The following is a 17,458-nucleotide window of genomic DNA, read 5'->3' as shown; positions in this document are numbered from 1 at the left end:
AGAGAGATAACGCCAACTAAAACGGGAGCCAGATCGGCTCCCGTTTTTTATTTGCTATCTGACTACTGCGTACGTTCAGCCCTGGTTGGCTGGATCCTCATGGGCGGAGAACTCGCGCATAAAGGCCTCGGCGCGCTCCACCATCTTGGTCGAGCCAACAAAGTAAGGGGTACGCTGGTGCAGTGCGGTGGGCTGGATATCCATGATGCGGCCAAAGCCATCGGAGGCCTTGCCACCAGCCTGCTCCACCAGAAACGCCATCGGGTTGCACTCATAGAGCAGACGCAGCTTGCCGTTCGGCGAGTTGGTGCCGGACGGATAGATGTAGATGCCACCCTTGAGCAGGTTGCGATGGAAATCGGAAACTAGGGAACCGATATAACGGGAGGTGTAAGGTCTGTGGGTCGCCTCGTCGCGCTCCTGACAATATTTCAGGTACTTCTTCACCCCGTCCGGGAACTTGATGTAGTTGCCCTCGTTGATGGAGTAGATCTTGCCCTCTTCCGGAATGCGGATGTTCTCGTGGGAGAGGCAGAAGCAGCCGATGGAGGGGTCGTAGGTAAAGCCGTTGACACCAAAGCCGGTGGTGTAGACCAGCATGGTGGAAGAACCGTAGACCACATAACCGGCGGCGACCTGACGGTTGCCCGGCTGCAGGAAGTCCTCCAGGGTCACCGGCGAACCCTGCGGGCTCAAACGTCGGTAGATGGAGAAGATGGTCCCGACCGAGACGTTGACGTCGATATTGGAAGAGCCATCGAGCGGGTCGATCAGCACCACATACTTGGAGTTTTTGGAGAGCGGTGAGTCAAAGGCCACGAAGTCCTCTTCCTCTTCCGAGGCCATGCCGCACACCTCGCCGCGCGCTTCCAGCGCAGCCTTGAAGCGTTCGTTGGCGTAGACATCCAGCTTCTGCTGCACCTCGCCCTGTACGTTTTCAGCGCCCATGGAACCGATGATATCCGCCAGTCCCGCCTTGTTGATCTCCCGGTTCACCACCTTGGCAGCAAGGCGGATCGAGCTGAGCAACGAGGTCAGCTCGCCGGTCGCGGTAGGATAATCCGCCTGCTTTTTGACGATGAACTCACCCATGGTGATCATGTTTCGCATTTTTGTTCCTTTAGATCGCATCCGTTGGCATTGAAAACGTTTGCAGGCGTCAGCAAAAAAAATGCCGATCACCGGCGGCCTTGATTTGTAACCTAATGTAACGTCTGTTTTTTGTTTTTGCAGCGAATTAAGCGGCCTATTAAATAGGCTATCTCGCCTAACGTTATGGTAAAAGACGCGTTTTATTCGGTTTCATTCGATAACTTTCGGACCCTTAATTCGTGGCAATAACCTGCGACAAGCCATGAGTTGACTGGCCTTGAGCCATTAAAAATGGAGTCTGATGGGCCTGCTACTCCCTTAGCCATTGCCTCTTGAGATCCGATCGCCAATCCAGCACACTGATTTCGCTTTGGAAGCAAATAAAACTCAAGGATTATCAATGAACAAGACTCTCATTGCCGGCATGGTAGCCGGACTGTTTGCCCTTCCCGCCTGGGCTGCCCAGGTGCCTGCCGGTACCAAGCTGCTGCCGGATGCCCAACAAATCTACGTGACCAATATTGGCACCGAGCCCACCACCATCGACCCCCAGCTGGTGGAAGAGAGTGCCGGTAGCGAGATCGTCAACGATCTGTTTGAAGGGCTCTATGTACTGGATGGCAAGGGCAAAACCCAGCCCGCTGGCGCTGTCAGCTACGAGGTCGACAAAACCGGTACCGTCTACACCTTCAAGCTGAGGCCCGAGGCCAAATGGTCTAACGGTGAACCGGTCACCGCCGCCGATTATGTCTACGGCTGGCAACGGGCGGCCGACCCCAAGACCGCCTCCAACTACGCCTGGTTTATCGAGTTGACCGGTGTGGTCAATGCTGGCGAGGTGATCCAGGGCAAGAAGAGCCCGTCAGAGCTCGGGATTAAGGCGCTCGATGACCACACCCTGCAGGTGACCCTGAAAAATCCGGTCCCCTTCTTCCTGAAGATGCTGGCCCACTACACCACGTTCCCGGCCCCCAAGGCCACCATTGAAAAATTCGGCAAGGATTGGGTCAAACCGGGCAATATCGTCTCCAACGGTGCCTTTGTACTCAAGGAGTGGACCCCCAACGAACGGCTGAGTGCCGAGCGCAATACCCACTACTGGGACAACCAGCACACCGTCCTGAATAAGGTGGTCTATCTGGAGATCGTCTCCGAAACCGCCGCCTACAACCGCTATCGCACCGGTGAACTGCACTACACCACCTACCCGCTGGAGCAGTACAAGCACATCAAGAGTCAGAGCCCGCAAGATCTGGTCAGCGCCCCCATGCTCGCCACCTATTACTATGTGTTCAACGTGAACCGCAAACCGTTCGATGATCCGAAAGTGCGCAAGGCGCTCTCGCTGGCCCTCGACCGGGAGACCATCACCGACAAGATCCTGGGACAAGGGCAACTGCCCGCCTTCAGCCTGACCCCACCGAGTGTCGATGGCTTTGACCTGAAAAAACCGGCCAGTCAGCAGCAAAGCAAAGAGGAGCGGATCAAGCAGGCCAAAGCCCTGTTGGCCGAAGCGGGATATGGCCCGGACAAACCGCTCAACGTGGATATCCTCTACAACACCAACGAGAGCCATAAAAAGATCGCACTGGCTGTCTCCTCCATGTGGAAACACAACCTGGGTGTCACCGCCACCCTCAACAACATGGAGTGGAAAACCATGGTCTCGGCACTGAACGAGGGGGATTTCGGGGTGAGTCGCTACTCCTGGAACGGGGACTATAACGATGCCTCCACCTTCCTCGATATCCTGACCTCCAGCAGCAGCGCCAACAGCGGCAAGTGGTTCAACAAGGAGTACGATGCCCTGCTGGCCAAGGCCCACGACTCGCAGGATGCGGCCGAGCGCAATCAGCTCTACCAGCAGGCAGAAGCACTGATCGAGGCTGACGCCCCTATCGCACCGCTCTACTTCTACGTCAAATCGCGACTGCTCAAGCCATTCGTCAAGGGTTATCCCTATGAGAGCCCGCAAGACATCGTCTATAGCCGGGACCTCTATCTGGTCGCCCAGTAACCTGTCTGGCACTGCTTGATCATATAAAAAGCGCCTGCATTGCTGCAGGCGCTTTTCATTGGCGGCCAAACGGGCCATTGGGCCCACTTACGCTTTCACGCAAGATTACTCTTCGGGACAAGGAGCCAGCATTACCCGGCGGCGACCCATCACCACCGGACGCACCAGCAGCTGTGCCAGCAAGACACCCAGCAGGGTCAGACCGCCCCCGATCAGGTGATAGCTGGTCAACCGCTCACCCAGCAGGGTGATGGCAAGGCCAGCAGTCATCACTGGCAGAAGGTTCATAAAGATGGCGGTACGGTTGGCACCGAGCAGGGCGATACCCTGCATCCAGAGCCAGGGTGAGAGCGCCGAAGTGGGGATACCGGCATAGAGGATCAGCCACAGGGCCCGCCCATCCGGCCACTGGCCATCCACCAGAAAAAAGAAGGGGGTCAGGATCACCACACTGCAGATCACCTGACCGTAGAGCAGCGACCAGTTGTCGAGCCCCAGATCCCACTTCTTGAGCAGCACACTGTAAAGGGCATAAGTACCGGCCGAAATCAGCATATAGACAGAGCCGATATGAATGCCTTGGGTAAACAGCCGGGTCGGATCCCCCTGCCCCAGCAAGATAGACAAGCCAAGGATGGAAAGCAGCGCCCCCAGCACGGCGCCCCAGGTGGGCCGCTCGCGCAGCAGCCAGATGCTGAACAACACGGTCAGCAGCGGCGTCAGTCCCATCATCAGTCCCATCTCGGTCGCCCCTAGCGTTTGCGCCGCGTAGTACCCAAAAGTCTGGTTGAGCACCATGCCCAGCGAAGCCAGCATGGCGATCTGCCAAAGGCCAGCGCGCAGACGGGCACGCGCACGCCATACCCGACGGGCCAGAAACGGACTTAATACCAGCGCAGCCACCACCCAGCGCGACCAGGCCAAGGCTGCGGGAGACAAAACACCAACCGCCAGTTTACTGACGATGCCATTGCCAGCCCAGATGGCAATGCAGGAGAAGGGAAACAGAAAGGCAAGGGGCATGAGAGGATCCAGACCGAAGAGACAACAGCGGGCCAGTATAGGGGGCGATGGGAGATAAACAAAGGTGTGGGCCTGAACAGCCACGCGGTGAACGCCAGCCGCCAGAAACAAATATGCCCGCAAAAGTGCGGGCATATCAGTGCAGAAACAGGTTCAGAAGCGCATCACGCGGCATCCATGTGCAATCTGGAGATCAGCTCGTTGACCTCGGTGACTGTCTGGCGATGGGGAATATCCGCCGGATTCGGCATCAGCAACAAACCGGATTGGAAATCAAACCGTCCCCGACCATGGATGTAAATCCGACCTTTAAAGAAGGTTTTGACATGCTTTGCCACCATCAGTGGCAGGTACTTCTTGAACACTCTCATCGTTTGCAACCTCTTGCAGTTGTATCCGTATGACAGCAGCTTTTGCGAATTAATTCCGTAAAATATTTATAAAAATCCGGAAAACTCGCCCATCTCTTCCCAAAAAATTCAATCTATAACTTTTTATTAACTTTTAGCCTATTGTATGCGGCCCTTCGAGCCAGAGCAAGGCTCCTTTGCCATCGTGCCACTCGATACAAGCGATCCCCGAGGTGGCGAACATGGGTGCTCCTGCGGCCGGGCAGAGGCTTTGCACCAGATAACCCACCAGCGGCAGATGGCTGACCATCAGGATCTGGTCATGTTGCTGCGCCAGAGTGGTGAGGTAGCTGGCCACGAAAGCGGGATCACCGTAAGGGGTAATGTCGCCACTCTCTTCAACGGCTGCTGCGTCAGGTAATTCACTGCATATGGCTTGCCAGGTCTGGCGTGCCCGCAGATAGTTGCTGTGGATCACCCGATCCAGCGGGCCAATCAGCTGAGGCGCCAACCAGCGGGCCATCTGGATAGACTCTTCAATACCCTGCTCGGTCAATGGACGCTGTTCATCTGTTTTCGCATTCATGCCAGCCTGGCCATGACGCATGATATAGATCTTCATTACAACCTCGCCCAACGGGCCTGTTTTGATAGCCGGGGGATCTTACCCCGCCACGGGTGTGGAAACAATTGCGCTACCTCTCAGAAAAGGGTTTGCCTGACGGGATAGCGGGGTCGATAATCATGTTTAAATTCAAATAAATCCAACGTGAGTCACACGCCAATGAGCCCATATGCCAGTCCCAATGACCATCGGCAATACCATTTTCTGGAGCTGGCCAACCGGCTCAGGGTCTTGTTGATTTGTGATCCCGACACAGACAAATCTGCCGCCTCGCTGGCGGTCAATACCGGCCATTTTGACGATCCCGCTGATCGGCAGGGAATGGCCCATTTTCTGGAGCACATGCTGTTTCTCGGCACCTGCACCTACCCCAAGCCTGGTGAGTACCAGCAATTTATGAGCCGTCATGGCGGCAGCAACAACGCCTGGACCGGTACCGAATTCACCAACTTCTTCTTCGAGATCGACAACGGCTTCTTCGAAGCTGGGCTGGATCGCTTCTCCCAGTTTTTTATCTGCCCCACCTTTGATCCGGAGTGGGTGGACAAGGAGCGCAACGCGGTCGACTCCGAGTATCGCCTCAAGCTGCAGGACGATATGCGCCGCAGCTATCAGGTGCATAAAGAGACGGTCAACCCGGCGCACCCCTTCTCCAAGTTCTCTGTGGGCAACCTCGATACCCTGGCCGATCTGCCGGGGCGGGATCTGCGCTCCGACCTTATCCGTTTTTACGAAAGCCACTACAGCGCGGATCGCATGGCGCTGGTGATGATCTCGCCGGAATCCATCGATACCCAGTTGCAGTTGTGCTGTCGCTACTTTGCTCCCATTTTGAATCGCAATTTGGGAAACCCGACCCTCACCATGCCGCTCTACCGGCTCGACGATCTCGGCGTGCGCATCCATATCAATCCGGTCAAGGAGACCCGCAAGCTGTCGCTCAGCTTCCCATTGCCCAATGTGGACGAGTTTTACGACAAAAAGCCCCTCACCTTCCTGAGCCATCTGATTGGCTACGAGGGGGATGGCAGCCTGCTCTCCCTGCTCAAGGCGAAAGGCTGGGTCAACCAGCTCTCGGCAGGTGGTGGCATCAGCGGCGCCAACTTCAAGGATTTTGGCGTCAACTTTGGCCTGACCCCCTTGGGCCTTGAGCATGTGGACGACATCCTTGCCGCTCTGTTTGGTTATCTGAAACTGATTGGCCGCGAAGGGCTACAGAGCTGGCGATATGACGAAAAACGCACCGTACTCGAATCGGCGTTCCGCTTTCAGGAGCGCGGCCGCCCCCTCGATACGGTGTCGGGGCTGGTGCTCAACCTCTTTAGCTACAAACCTGAGGATCTGCTCTACGGCGACTACATGATGCGCGAATATGACGAGGGGCTGATCCGCCGTTTCCTCGCCAAGCTCACCCCGCACAACCTGCGTATCACCATCACTGCGCCGGAAGTGGCGACCGATCGGCTGGCCCGCTGGTATCAGACCCCCTACAGCGTGACGACCATTACCGAGGCCGAGAAAATTCGCTGGCAGCAGAGCGAGCCAGATCCGGCGCTGGCGCTGCCCAAGCCCAACCCCTTTATCAGCAGTAGGCTCGATCCGCGCACGCCCGAGCTTGCCGCCGACATGCCCGCCTGCCTTATCGATCGCCCCGGTTTTCGCCTCTGGCACCTCCATGAGCACCTGTTCAGCGTGCCCAAGGGCAATCTCTATATCTCCATCGACAGCGAACATGCGGTCAAAAATCCGCGCAATATCGCCATGGCGCGCCTCGCCGTGGAGCTGTTGGCCGACCACCTCAACGCCCTCACCTATCCGGCGGAGCTGGCGGGGCTGGGTTACCAGATCTATGCCCATCAGGGGGGCTTTACCATCAACCTGAGCGGCTTTGCCGACAAGCAACCGCTGTTGCTCGACATGATCCTCGGCAACCGCACCCTGGGGTATCCGGATCCGGGTCGCTTCGCCGAGATCAAGGAGCAGCTCATTCGCAACTGGGACAACCAGTCCAAGGCGCGCCCCATCTCCCAGCTCTTTAACCAGCTCACCAGCCTGTTGCAACCGAACAACCCGCCGTTCGAGCAGTTGCTGCGTCACCTGCGCACCGTCGAGCTGGAAGAGATGCCCGGCTTCGTGGCCCAGCTGTTTGGCGAGGTGCATGTCGAAGCGCTGGTGCATGGCGACTGGACTGCCGCCGAAGCACTGGAGCTGGCCGCCCTGATGGAGCGTCACCTGAGCGACATCAATGGCACCAGCAGCAAGCCGAGCGGCGAGACCCGTCGCCCGCTCATCTCCATTCAGGACAGGGGTACCCTTATTCGCGAGCAGGGTTGCGATCACGAAGACTCGGCGCTCCTGGTCTACTACCAGTCCCGCACCACCCGGGCGCGGGATCTCGCCTGCTTCACCCTGGCGAACCACATCATGTCCTCTACTTTCTTCCACGAGCTGCGCACCCGCCAGCAACTGGGGTATGTGGTGGGTGCCGGCAACCTGCCCCTCAATCGCCATCCGGGCCTGATCTTCTATATCCAGTCGCCGGTGGCGGGGCCGCAGATCCTGCTCGATGCGGTGGAGGAGTTTATCGACCTCTTCCCACTCGCCATGCTCGAATTTACCGAGCAGCAGTGGCAAGAGAGCAAGGCGGGGCTGCAAGCGCAGCTCAGTGAGCGGGATGCCAATCTGCGCAGTCGCGGCCAGCGGTTGTGGGTCAGCATCGGTAACAAGGATCTGGGGTTCGATCAGCGGGAACGGGTCTGCGACGAGGTGGGCAAGTTGAGCCGCGCCGATCTGGTGCGCTTTATCACCCAACTGCGCTCGCGCACCTCCGATCGGCTGATCCTCTGCAGCTATGGCCTGGGGCACGAACATGACGAGCGGATCACCGGCCAGTTTATCGACGATCCACGGGCATTTCGGCTCAATGCCGCCACCTTCGAGGCCTGATCAGGCCTCGCACTCCCCCGCTTTTCCTGCCCACGGCAAATCACAGACAATAAAAAGCCGACCCATCAGGGTCGGCTGGAAAAACCATAACAATTGCGACCAAAGCCGCCAAAAGTGAACATGAGCGTGAAAATCAGACACTGAGTTGCTGATCAGCAAGCGGGAAAGACCCGATACTCGCTTTGCAATGCCAACAGTGATTGAGAAACAGCCTCATATTAGGCACTCCCCCCGCCAGTCACGTTGATCTACGTCAAAGGAGGTAGCGAAGAGCACGTAGCCCGATGATTTGTCGGCGCAGATCACCCTTTGGCCGCCCGTTAGCCACGGCGAACCAGCCGGTAGGCCACCTCATCGAAGTAGGAGAGCTGACCCGACAGCACCCGCGGGTGATCCACCTCGGCGGCGCGCCCCAATACCTCGATGCGAAAGTCCCGTTCAAACAGCGCCCGAACCTCCATCTCCCCCACCGAGAAGGGGGGCTGACTCTGCTGCTCAGGCTGATATTCAAGGGTCACCAGCAAGATCTGGCCACCGGTCTCGACCAGCGAACTGATCAGGGCCGCATACTGGCGGCGCATCGCGGTCGGCAGGGCGATCAGCGCCGCACGGTCATAGACCAGCCGGTAACGGCGACCCAGACTGGGGGCGGCGAAAAAATCCCCCTGAAAAATGCGCAGGCTGTCCACTTGATGGCACTGATAAGGGCCCACTTCGCTCACGGTCGCGGCGAGCTGGTTTTCACTGAAGAACTGGCTGACAGCCAAGCTCGATAGCTCGAAACCGTCGACCGGATGACCCTGAGCGCTCAGCCAGAGCATGTCGCGGGATTTGCCACACAGGGGAACCAGCACCGGCTCGTCCGCTTGCTGGGCTGACCACCAGGATTGCAGCCAGTGGTTGAAGTCCGCCTGATGAAAGCCAATCCGGTTCTCTTCCCAACGCTGATGCCAAAACGCAGCTTCCATCGTTATTACCCTTCTGTACTAAAGATGCCTCAATATCACAACTTAACCGGCACCGCGCAACCCTCTGCCCTCCCCTTTTTGCCGTGCAGCCTCTGCGTGTTATCGGGCGAATGATGGGACATCCCCTTGCCGTGCGCCTCGCTGTCGCAATGGGCGCTATTGGCTGCGTTTATGACGGGCAGAGGTATACCAACCCATGCAAAAACGTCATGGGTGTATGGCGATGAATGAATAAAAAGAATGGCGTTGGCAGACCAAACAGCGCCTGCCAACGCCAGAAAGATCACGACAGCGTGGCGCGAGCGGCCGCCAGCTGACGCTCGATATAAGCAAAATCGGGACGATCGGCGGGGAGTTCCGAGAGGCAGGCCGCTTTGAGTTGATGCAAGCCATCGAGTGGTGAGTCTTGCGTATCGCAATGGGCCAACAGCTCCTCCAGCAGGCAACCAAAGGCGCGCACTTCCAAACGCTCAAGGCCCAGCGCCCGCTCGCGGTCGCAGCGGTCATATAAGGAAGCGGCGCCAAAATCCCCCAGCAGGGCGCGAGCCGGTGCGTCAGACCCACGGGCAAACAGGATATTGTGACCGTAGAGATCCCCGTGCATGATGCCCGCGCGGTGCAGATGGCCCGCCACCGAGGCGATACCATGGGCCATTGCCAGCGCATCCGGCACACTCAGGCACAGCCCCTCGGGATAGATATCCCGGGTGCAGGAGTCCAGGCTCGGCGGCCCGGCCAGATTGGCAAAGGCCGGGTCGATCAGCTCCATCACCAGCGCCGGAATGCCGGAAGGGTGATCCGCCACCTTGCCCATCACCTTGATAAGGTTGGGATGAGTGCCCGCCGCCAGCGATGCCGCCATCTCGCAGCGGGGCAAGCCATCGCTGGTCACCGCCCCCTTGAACAGCTTGACCGCCACCTGACTGCCATCGCCTCTGCCGCTGGCCTGAGTCACTTCATCAGCAGTATTACCCACAAGGGTGGCGCGATGGATAACGCCGGATGCCCCCTGCCCCAGCAACTCGCCCAGCGCCAGCGTCTCCCAGGCAAGGGGTTCTACATGGGCATCATCGATGGCCCGCGCCTCCTCCCCTTCGCTAAAGGGGTTGCCGGAGTAGGCAAGCCATGAAAGGCGCGGCAGCGAGAGCAACCACTCGGGGAAGCGTTCGATGCGGTTGGCGGCGATGCGAAGCAGCTCCAGATTGCGGCAGTTGGCAAGGCTGGCCGGCAGCTCGCGCAGGCGGTTGCCCGCCAGCATCAGCTTTTGCAGAGCGTCGCACTGGCCCAGCTCATCAGGCAGTTGCTCAATTGCGTTATCAGTCAGGATCAGCCAGCGCAAACCGGCGGGCAGCGCTTTGGCCGAAACTGTGACGATCTGGTTGGCCTTAAAGCCCACCATGGTGAGCGCCGGGCAACGCCCCAGCACCTCGGGCAGCTCGGTAAAGCGGTTCTCGGAGCAGAAGATGATGCGCAGTTTGCCAAACCCGGCCAGCTCGTCGGGGAGCGCGCTCAGCTGGTTGCCGGTGAGATCCAGCACCTCCAGTGTCTCTTTCAGGCTCAAAATCTCGGGGGGGAACTCCGTCAGATTTTCAGAGAGCTTCAGATGGCGGGCACCGCACAGTTCACCTGCGCGCAGCTGTTCCAGAGTATGCATAACCGTTTCTCAATCCTGATGATCTGCCTGATGACGTAGCCAGCCATCAGCGCGCCGAGCCTGGGTCCGGCGATTTTAAAGGGGGGCATTATAAAGAATTCGGGGCGCAGTTCGCCCCTTTTGTTGCCGAAGGACTGTTTCGACATGTAGCAAAACGAGTTGGAGAGAAAGAGAGCAAGATTCGGGTCGTTCCAGCGAGGAGTGGTTGCCATAGTGGGGGCCAAACCCAAGTCGGTTGGAACCTATTGGAGTTCCAACCCACAGCCAACCCTGTGCCCCACTGATTTGGCGCACAACACACTCAGCGAGGGAACTGCCATGTCATTACTGTCCAACAAGGTCGCCATCATCACCGGCGCCAGCTCCGGCATCGGTCGCGCCAGCGCCATCCTGTTTGCCCGCGAAGGGGCCAGCGTCGTCGTCGGCGCCCGCCGCCAGCCCGAGCTAGACCTGCTGGTGGAGGAGATCCGCCACGAGGGGGGCCAGGCGGTGAGTCTGGCGGGAGATGTGAAAAGCGAGAGTTACGCCCGCGACCTTGTTGATCTCGCGCTAACCCGTTTCGGCGGGCTCGATATCGCCTTCAACAACGCAGGTACCACAGGCACGCCGGGCAGCGTAAAGGAGCTTGAACTGGCGCAGTGGCAGGAAATTCTGGATACCAACCTCACCAGCGCCTTTGTGGGAGCCAAGTACCAGATCCCTGCCATGCAGGCACGCGGGGGCGGCTCGCTGATCTTTACCTCCACTTTCGTCGGCCATACTCTGGGGCTGCCCGGCATGGCGGCCTATGCCGCGAGCAAGGCAGGCCTCATTGGCCTGACACGGGTGCTGGCTGCCGAATATGGGGCACAAGGGGTGCGGGTCAACGCCCTGCTGCCGGGGGGCACCGACACGCCCATGGGACGGGCCTTTACCGATACGCCGGAGAGCCTCGCCTTTGTGCAGAATATGCATGCGCTCAAGCGGCTGGCCCAACCGGAGGAGATCGCCCGCTCGGCCCTCTATCTCGCGTCCGATGCATCCAGCTTTACCACCGGCATTGCCCTGCTGGCCGATGGTGGGGTATCAATTTGTCGCACATGATGTTGTCGCCCCCAAGATCCTGCGACCGAAACCTTATCGTGAGAGCGCCTTATGTCTGATTACGCCCGCATCGCCGATGCCATCCGTTTTATCGCAAGTCAGGTGGAGCGCCAGCCCACTCTGGACGAGATAGCGGCGCACGTGCACTTAAGTCCCTTTCACTTCCAGCGGCTGTTCAGCCGCTGGGCCGGAGTGACGCCCAAACGCTATCTGCAGGTGCTGACCCTGGAGCGGGCCAAGGCGCTGTTGCAGGAGTCGCGCCCGCTGCTCGAGGTGGCCGATACCCTGGGCCTTAGCAGCGGCTCGCGGCTCTACGATCACTTCGTGCAGCTCGAAGCGGTGACGCCGGGCGAGTACAAGCAGCGCGGGGCCGGGCTGGTTATCGATCACGGGGTGCACGACACTCCCTTCGGTCAGGCATTCGTCGCCCTGACCCCGCGGGGGGTGTGCAACTTCTCGTTTCTCGATGACCAGGCCCCACAGGCGCCGCTGGCCGACCTCGCCCACAGCTGGCCCGAAGCGGAGCTGCGGGAGGCACCATCACGCACCCAAGGGGTCATCAACACCATGTTCGATGGCAGCAAGGCGCCGGATCGCCCCATCTCCTTGCACGTGAGCGGCACCAACTTTCAGATCAGCATCTGGCGGGCGCTGCTGCAGATCCCGCCCGCCAAGGTGGTGAGCTACGCCCAGGTGGCGAGCGCCGTCGGCAATCCCAAGGCCGCCCGCGCAGTGGGGCTGGCGGTGGGGGCCAACCCCGTCGCCTTGATGATCCCCTGCCACCGGGTCATCCAGCAAAACGGCAAACTCGGCGGCTATCACTGGGGCGAGACCCGCAAACAGGCAATACACGCCTGGGAAGCGGCGAGGTATGAGTGAAGGTGGACTTTTTCTGCCTGACCTGAGGGAAGGGCGAAACAGGAGTGTTGGTAGTGAGTCAGCAGACAATCAGGCAGCGCCAGACAAGCGGGCAGCGATATAAAACGGGGACATAAAAAGATTCGGGGCGCAAATCGCCCCTTTTATTGCTTTGGCGAGGAATAGCGCTTAGCCACACCACCCCAGCGGATTAACAAAACACGTAGGGTGCAATAAGCGCAGCGCATTGCACCGTTTGCTGTGCAGCTTTTGTGCTCATACCAGAAGCCATATTGGCGGTGCAATTTCATTGCATCCTACGGCACTAAAGGACGGATTAGTGTGGAGATGACACCCCACAATATTTTCAAGGAGGCCAGCAATGAGAACGAAGGAAATGCGAATTGGCCGCGAACACAAAACACCGGTTTGAGGCCGGTGTCAGGTGATAACTAGAACTGTAAAACCCGCAATTAATATATATTACATCATGTTAGATATTTTGTTGCGTGCGTTTTTTATCAATACAACATCTTTGCTTACCCTATTGTTTATAGCAACTAGGCGAGCAAAAAGCTCAGTATCACTTTGAGTCAAATTTACATATCTATTAGTTGCAGTTAGCCCCCAAACAAGCAAACTAACAACAGGTTCACCACTATACATACTTGCAACCCCACCAATTAGGCCGCTAAAATCCAATGCAGATAAACGTTGTTGGTTTTTCTCCAATTTATTAATACTATCTTTTAATTGAAGTATTTTATAGTTTACTTCTTCTTCACTTAACTTAGAAAGGTCATTTAATATATCAGTTGCAAATGGAATCTCTTTGTGTGAAAAAACTCTATCAAGCTCAAGAATGCTCATATCGTTATTTATTGCATAAATACTACTAAGCAACTCTTTAAGCTTATTTTCTTTTATCTGAGGTGCATGCATATTTACCCCATGATAGATTGAACCAACTAGTTCTGCTGCTTTAGCATATCTAGATTCATTCTCACTCTCATACGGAAAGTAATGAGCGCCTAATCCTTGAGATATTTCGTAACTAGAGCTGAAAAATGGAATATCGCAACCTTTTTCCCCGAAATACATTTTACTTATTAACCCACCAATACCCAAATGGCCAATCAATAGCAACCCATTTTGATTAACCATACGCTCCATTCCATTCCAAGAATTAGCTAGCGCTCCAGCTATTTCGGATGCACTTTTTGAATTAGATAGATGAAGTGAATTTAAAAATCGGAATTGCTCATCTGTTGTATAAGAAAAACCTAGCAACCCTGTTCTATCTCTCATACTCAGTAAACACGATGCAGTTATGCTTCTTGGAAACATGATAGCCTTTGGGTCTACATCCAAAATATATGCAATCAAATCTAAAGGATATAGCTCTATATTATCTATAACACTAAATTTGAGGCGCCCATGCTCTATCAACACTCTCAATTCGAACTTATTTATTTCGAACATTTCAAAAAAGCTTTTTCTAGTTGAAGAAGTTTTTTGTGGAAGAGATATGATCACTGTTCTATAAAGAGATAGATATGTCCTCAAGTTTCCTCTATCATGATGTGTAGCATCTATGAAACATAAACTGCCGTTATTAAGATCTTCTAACTGTGAAATATCACTTCGATTGAAACTTGTCTCCCTTAATATACTCAAACGTTGATCGACCCAGAACTCCTCATCCTCCTCATATTTATCGAGTATAATCTTAGGCATTTCTCTATCAATCAAACCTGATGCCTTAACAATTAGATTATGTGGAAGAAAATCTATATTCCCCATAAGTTCCTTCTCACGAATCGCATGAGAAACTATATCTTTCTTTAAATTATGATTTACATTAATTACCAGCTCATAATTATCCAACCCTAAATCAGCTAAAATAATTTCTATTTCTAAAACATCATCAGCAGAGGGGAGCACCTCAAGTTCCAAATTAAACTTCCCTGTAGCCATTTTGTAATCAAACCTAAATGGCTGAAATCGCTTTGGCAACATCATATATAGTTCATTTTCTATCTCGGCATAAGTATACGGATAGCCATGTTGGTTTATTTTCCTCCATGATTCACGCAATTCAACTTTTTCAAAACCGTCCCTTATAAAAGGAACAATAAGAGGTGCAGGATTACATATAGCCCTATAATTATCATTATAATCTTTAGATAGCATCTCAACATCACTATCACTGACATTTTCAATAACAATGAAGATTGCATTTCCTTGTCGAAAAAGCCCTAGATGTGGGAATTTATGCGTCTGTAAAACAAACCGCTCATAATCGTGAATTATTGCATCTATCTCAGTTTCATAATTATATAGGTAATTTTCCATCCCATCCCCTTAATTATTTTTCTTGATAATCCGAAATCATTCTATCGCGCTAGTATAAAGCTATTTACTTATTAACTAAATCTATAGCGAGGAGCTTTATTTGACATAAATCAAAAATAAGAAAGACGCCCTAAGGCGTCTTTCTTATTTTCAGGATTTGGAGCAAGCAAGTTGGAAGTTATTCCCCCTCCCCGCCTTGCCCCGCAACCCGATCAGATCGGGGTAATGGAGGTGATATGGGCATCCCCGTCCAGTGATTTGAAGATCTGCACCACGGCTTCGCCATGGATCGGTTTGGCAAGCGGCACAGTGCTCTTGCACTTGAAGCGGTAGTTGGTGCCAGCCACCACTTGAGTGGAGACTTCAAAGGGTACGTACTGCACCCCGACAAATCCTTTCAGCGCCTGATCAAATACCGCCTGATCCTCGGCGGTCAGCTTGTGATATGCGGTCCATCCACCCACCAACACTGCTTGTTCTGACATATCAAACTCTCCGTGCTCTATGATCCCGACTCGTTTGGCCGTTCGGGCTGCGCCCCGTTGATTCAAGTGGTTTCCGGTCTCCACCGGGGTGTCATCACTGCCGATTGGCGCGATGACGATGGGCAAATTTGCGCAGCTATCTGCAACTGGATCAGCCCTCCCCCTTGCCACAAACCGCTGTTGACAGCAGGCTCAATTGGCATGAGAGAGCCTAGTGCGGGATGGCAAAAATGCCCCTGTCACATATGACAGGGGCAAGGTGGCGAAAAAGCTGCTCGAAAAAAGAAGATGTGTGGCGCAAACGATTGAGAAAAGAAAAGACGCCTCAAGGGCGTCTTTTTGCATTTTTATGCTCGATGGGCAGAACGGCGCGAGCCGCTTATTCCCATTCGATAGTTGCGGGCGGCTTGCCGGAGACGTCGTACACCACGCGGGAGATACCGTTGATCTCGTTGATGATGCGGTTCGACACGTGACCGAGGAAGTCGTACGGCAAGTGAGCCCAGTGGGCAGTCATAAAGTCGATGGTTTCGACGGCGCGCAGGGCAATGACCCAGTCATATTTGCGACCGTCGCCCATCACGCCAACGGAGCGCACCGGCAGGAACACGGCGAACGCCTGGCTGACCTGGTTGTAGAGGTCAGCTTTGCGCAGCTCTTCGATAAAGACTGCATCGGCGCGGCGCAGAATATCGCAGTACTCTTTCTTCACTTCGCCAAGGACGCGCACGCCCAGACCCGGGCCCGGGAACGGGTGACGGTAGAGCATGTCGTAGGGCAGACCCAGCTCGAGGCCGACGCGGCGCACTTCGTCTTTGAACAGCTCGCGCAGCGGCTCGACCAGACCCATCTTCATCTCTTCCGGCAGGCCGCCGACGTTGTGGTGAGACTTGATGACGTGGGCCTTGCCGGTCTTGCTGGCAGCGGATTCGATAACGTCCGGATAGATGGTGCCTTGCGCCAGCCACTTGGCGTTTTTCAGCTTTTTCGCTTCATCGTCAAACACTTCGACGAAGACGCGGCCGATGATCTTGCGCTTGGCTTCCGGCTCGTCAACACCGGCCAGGGCAGAGAGGAAGCGCTCTTCGGCATCGACCTTGACGATGTTCAGACCAAAGTGGTCACCAAACATCTCCATCACCTGGGTGCCTTCATTCAGGCGCAGCAGGCCGTTGTCGACGAAGACGCAGGTGAGGCGATCGCCGATGGCGCGGTGCACCAGCATGGCGACCACGGAGGAGTCGACACCACCGGAGAGGCCGAGGATCACTTCATCGTCACCCACCTGCTCGCGGATGCGGGCAACGGCGTCGTCGATAATGGTGGCCGGTGTCCAGAGACACTCGCAGCCGCAGATGTCTTTGACAAAGTGCTCCAGCATGCGGGCACCCTGACGGGTGTGGGTCACTTCCGGGTGGAACTGCACGCCGTAGAAACGCTTGGCTTCGTTGGCCATGGCCGCGTGTGGGCAGGTCGGGGTCCGGGCGATGGTGGTGAAGTCGGCCGGAATGGTGGTGACCTTGTCACCGTGGCTCATCCAGACATCCAGCAGGGCATTGCCGTTGTCGGCGATGGCATCTTCGATATTGCGCAAGAGCGCGCTGCTCTTGCCAGCCTCGCCCAGCACTTCCACCTTGGCGTAACCGAATTCACGCTCGGTAGAGGATTGCACCTTGCCACCCAGCTGCTCGGCCATGGTCTGCATGCCATAGCAGATACCGAACACAGGGACACCGGCGTTGAATACATACTCGGGGGCGCGCGGGCTGCCGGCTTCGGTGACGGACTCGGGGCCGCCGGAGAGGATGATGCCGCTCGGATTGAATTCGCGGATCTGCTCTTCGGTTACATCCCAGGCCCACAGTTCGCAGTAAACGCCGATTTCGCGCACGCGGCGGGCGATCAGCTGGGTGTACTGGGAACCGAAGTCGAGGATAAGGATACGGTGCTGGTGAATGTCTTTAGTCATTTTATTCCTGCATCAGGCTGATGTTGTCACAAA

General features: G+C 55.9%; 13 protein-coding genes. 4 read left to right on the top strand and 9 right to left on the bottom strand.

The annotated features are described in order from the left end of the window. Positions 1–75 precede the first annotated feature (75 nt). Complete coding sequence (fbp, locus tag AACT07_RS08735; protein WP_005336993.1) at positions 76–1,110, bottom strand: class 1 fructose-bisphosphatase; 1,035 nt, start codon at positions 1,108–1,110, stop codon at positions 76–78. Between the two features lie 382 nt (positions 1,111–1,492). Between fbp and AACT07_RS08730 the strand changes: the two genes are divergently transcribed. Then, positions 1,493–3,109, top strand: coding sequence for a peptide ABC transporter substrate-binding protein (locus AACT07_RS08730; RefSeq protein WP_069527266.1), 1,617 nt, complete (start codon positions 1,493–1,495; stop codon positions 3,107–3,109). 105 nt (positions 3,110–3,214) lie between these two features. On the opposite strand, the gene AACT07_RS08725 is transcribed toward AACT07_RS08730, so the two are convergent. From AACT07_RS08725 to sixA, 3 genes are all read right to left on the bottom strand, one after another. Next, positions 3,215–4,132, bottom strand: a complete 918-nt coding sequence (locus AACT07_RS08725) for a DMT family transporter (protein ID WP_069527265.1) — start codon at positions 4,130–4,132, stop codon at positions 3,215–3,217. 164 nt (positions 4,133–4,296) lie between these two features. Then, a complete protein-coding gene (locus tag AACT07_RS08720) occupies positions 4,297–4,503 on the bottom strand; it encodes a DUF1107 domain-containing protein (RefSeq protein WP_005336998.1) in 207 nt (68 codons plus the stop codon). A gap of 133 nt (positions 4,504–4,636) precedes the next feature. Beyond that, positions 4,637–5,104: a phosphohistidine phosphatase SixA gene (sixA, locus tag AACT07_RS08715; RefSeq protein WP_005351311.1), complete on the bottom strand. Its 468-nt coding sequence runs from the start codon at positions 5,102–5,104 to the stop codon at positions 4,637–4,639. A gap of 162 nt (positions 5,105–5,266) precedes the next feature. Here sixA and AACT07_RS08710 point away from each other — a divergent pair, with 162 nt between their 5' ends. Beyond that, complete coding sequence (locus AACT07_RS08710) at positions 5,267–8,053, top strand: insulinase family protein (RefSeq protein ID WP_069527264.1); 2,787 nt, start codon at positions 5,267–5,269, stop codon at positions 8,051–8,053. Positions 8,054–8,373: 320 nt separating this feature from the next. Here the strand turns inward: AACT07_RS08710 and AACT07_RS08705 are convergent, their stop codons facing one another. Both AACT07_RS08705 and AACT07_RS08700 read right to left on the bottom strand, forming a co-directional pair. Further along, positions 8,374–9,021, bottom strand: coding sequence for a thiopurine S-methyltransferase (locus AACT07_RS08705; RefSeq protein WP_005337003.1), 648 nt, complete (start codon positions 9,019–9,021; stop codon positions 8,374–8,376). A 283-nt stretch (positions 9,022–9,304) separates the two neighbouring features. Continuing rightward, positions 9,305–10,675 (bottom strand): leucine-rich repeat-containing protein kinase family protein, encoded by a 1,371-nt coding sequence (locus AACT07_RS08700; RefSeq protein ID WP_069527263.1) that lies wholly within the window; start codon positions 10,673–10,675, stop codon positions 9,305–9,307. A 318-nt stretch (positions 10,676–10,993) separates the two neighbouring features. Here AACT07_RS08700 and AACT07_RS08695 point away from each other — a divergent pair, with 318 nt between their 5' ends. Both AACT07_RS08695 and AACT07_RS08690 read left to right on the top strand, forming a co-directional pair. Then, positions 10,994–11,758 carry an SDR family oxidoreductase gene (locus tag AACT07_RS08695; protein ID WP_069527262.1) on the top strand — a complete coding sequence of 255 codons (765 nt, stop codon included), beginning with the start codon at positions 10,994–10,996 and terminating at the stop codon, positions 11,756–11,758. Between the two features lie 51 nt (positions 11,759–11,809). Continuing rightward, on the top strand, positions 11,810–12,637 hold the full coding sequence (locus AACT07_RS08690; RefSeq protein ID WP_069527261.1) for a bifunctional transcriptional activator/DNA repair enzyme AdaA: 828 nt from the start codon (positions 11,810–11,812) through the stop codon (positions 12,635–12,637). Between the two features lie 462 nt (positions 12,638–13,099). On the opposite strand, the gene AACT07_RS08685 is transcribed toward AACT07_RS08690, so the two are convergent. The 3 genes from AACT07_RS08685 to guaA all read right to left on the bottom strand — a co-directional run bounded on the left by AACT07_RS08685 (position 13,100) and on the right by guaA (position 17,425). After that, positions 13,100–14,971 (bottom strand): hypothetical protein, encoded by a 1,872-nt coding sequence (locus AACT07_RS08685; protein WP_069527260.1) that lies wholly within the window; start codon positions 14,969–14,971, stop codon positions 13,100–13,102. A 212-nt stretch (positions 14,972–15,183) separates the two neighbouring features. Next, positions 15,184–15,456: a hypothetical protein gene (locus AACT07_RS08680; protein WP_005337011.1), complete on the bottom strand. Its 273-nt coding sequence runs from the start codon at positions 15,454–15,456 to the stop codon at positions 15,184–15,186. 379 nt (positions 15,457–15,835) lie between these two features. Then, positions 15,836–17,425, bottom strand: a complete 1,590-nt coding sequence (gene guaA / locus AACT07_RS08675) for a glutamine-hydrolyzing GMP synthase (RefSeq protein ID WP_042032353.1) — start codon at positions 17,423–17,425, stop codon at positions 15,836–15,838. Positions 17,426–17,458: the final 33 nt, after the last annotated feature.

Origin of the sequence: Aeromonas sp. ANP5, assembly GCF_963870295.1 — a bacterium.
GTDB lineage: Bacteria > Pseudomonadota > Gammaproteobacteria > Enterobacterales > Aeromonadaceae > Aeromonas > Aeromonas veronii.
The sequence above is the reverse complement of the archived record's forward strand: the minus strand, read 5'-3'. Positions and strand labels throughout refer to the sequence as shown.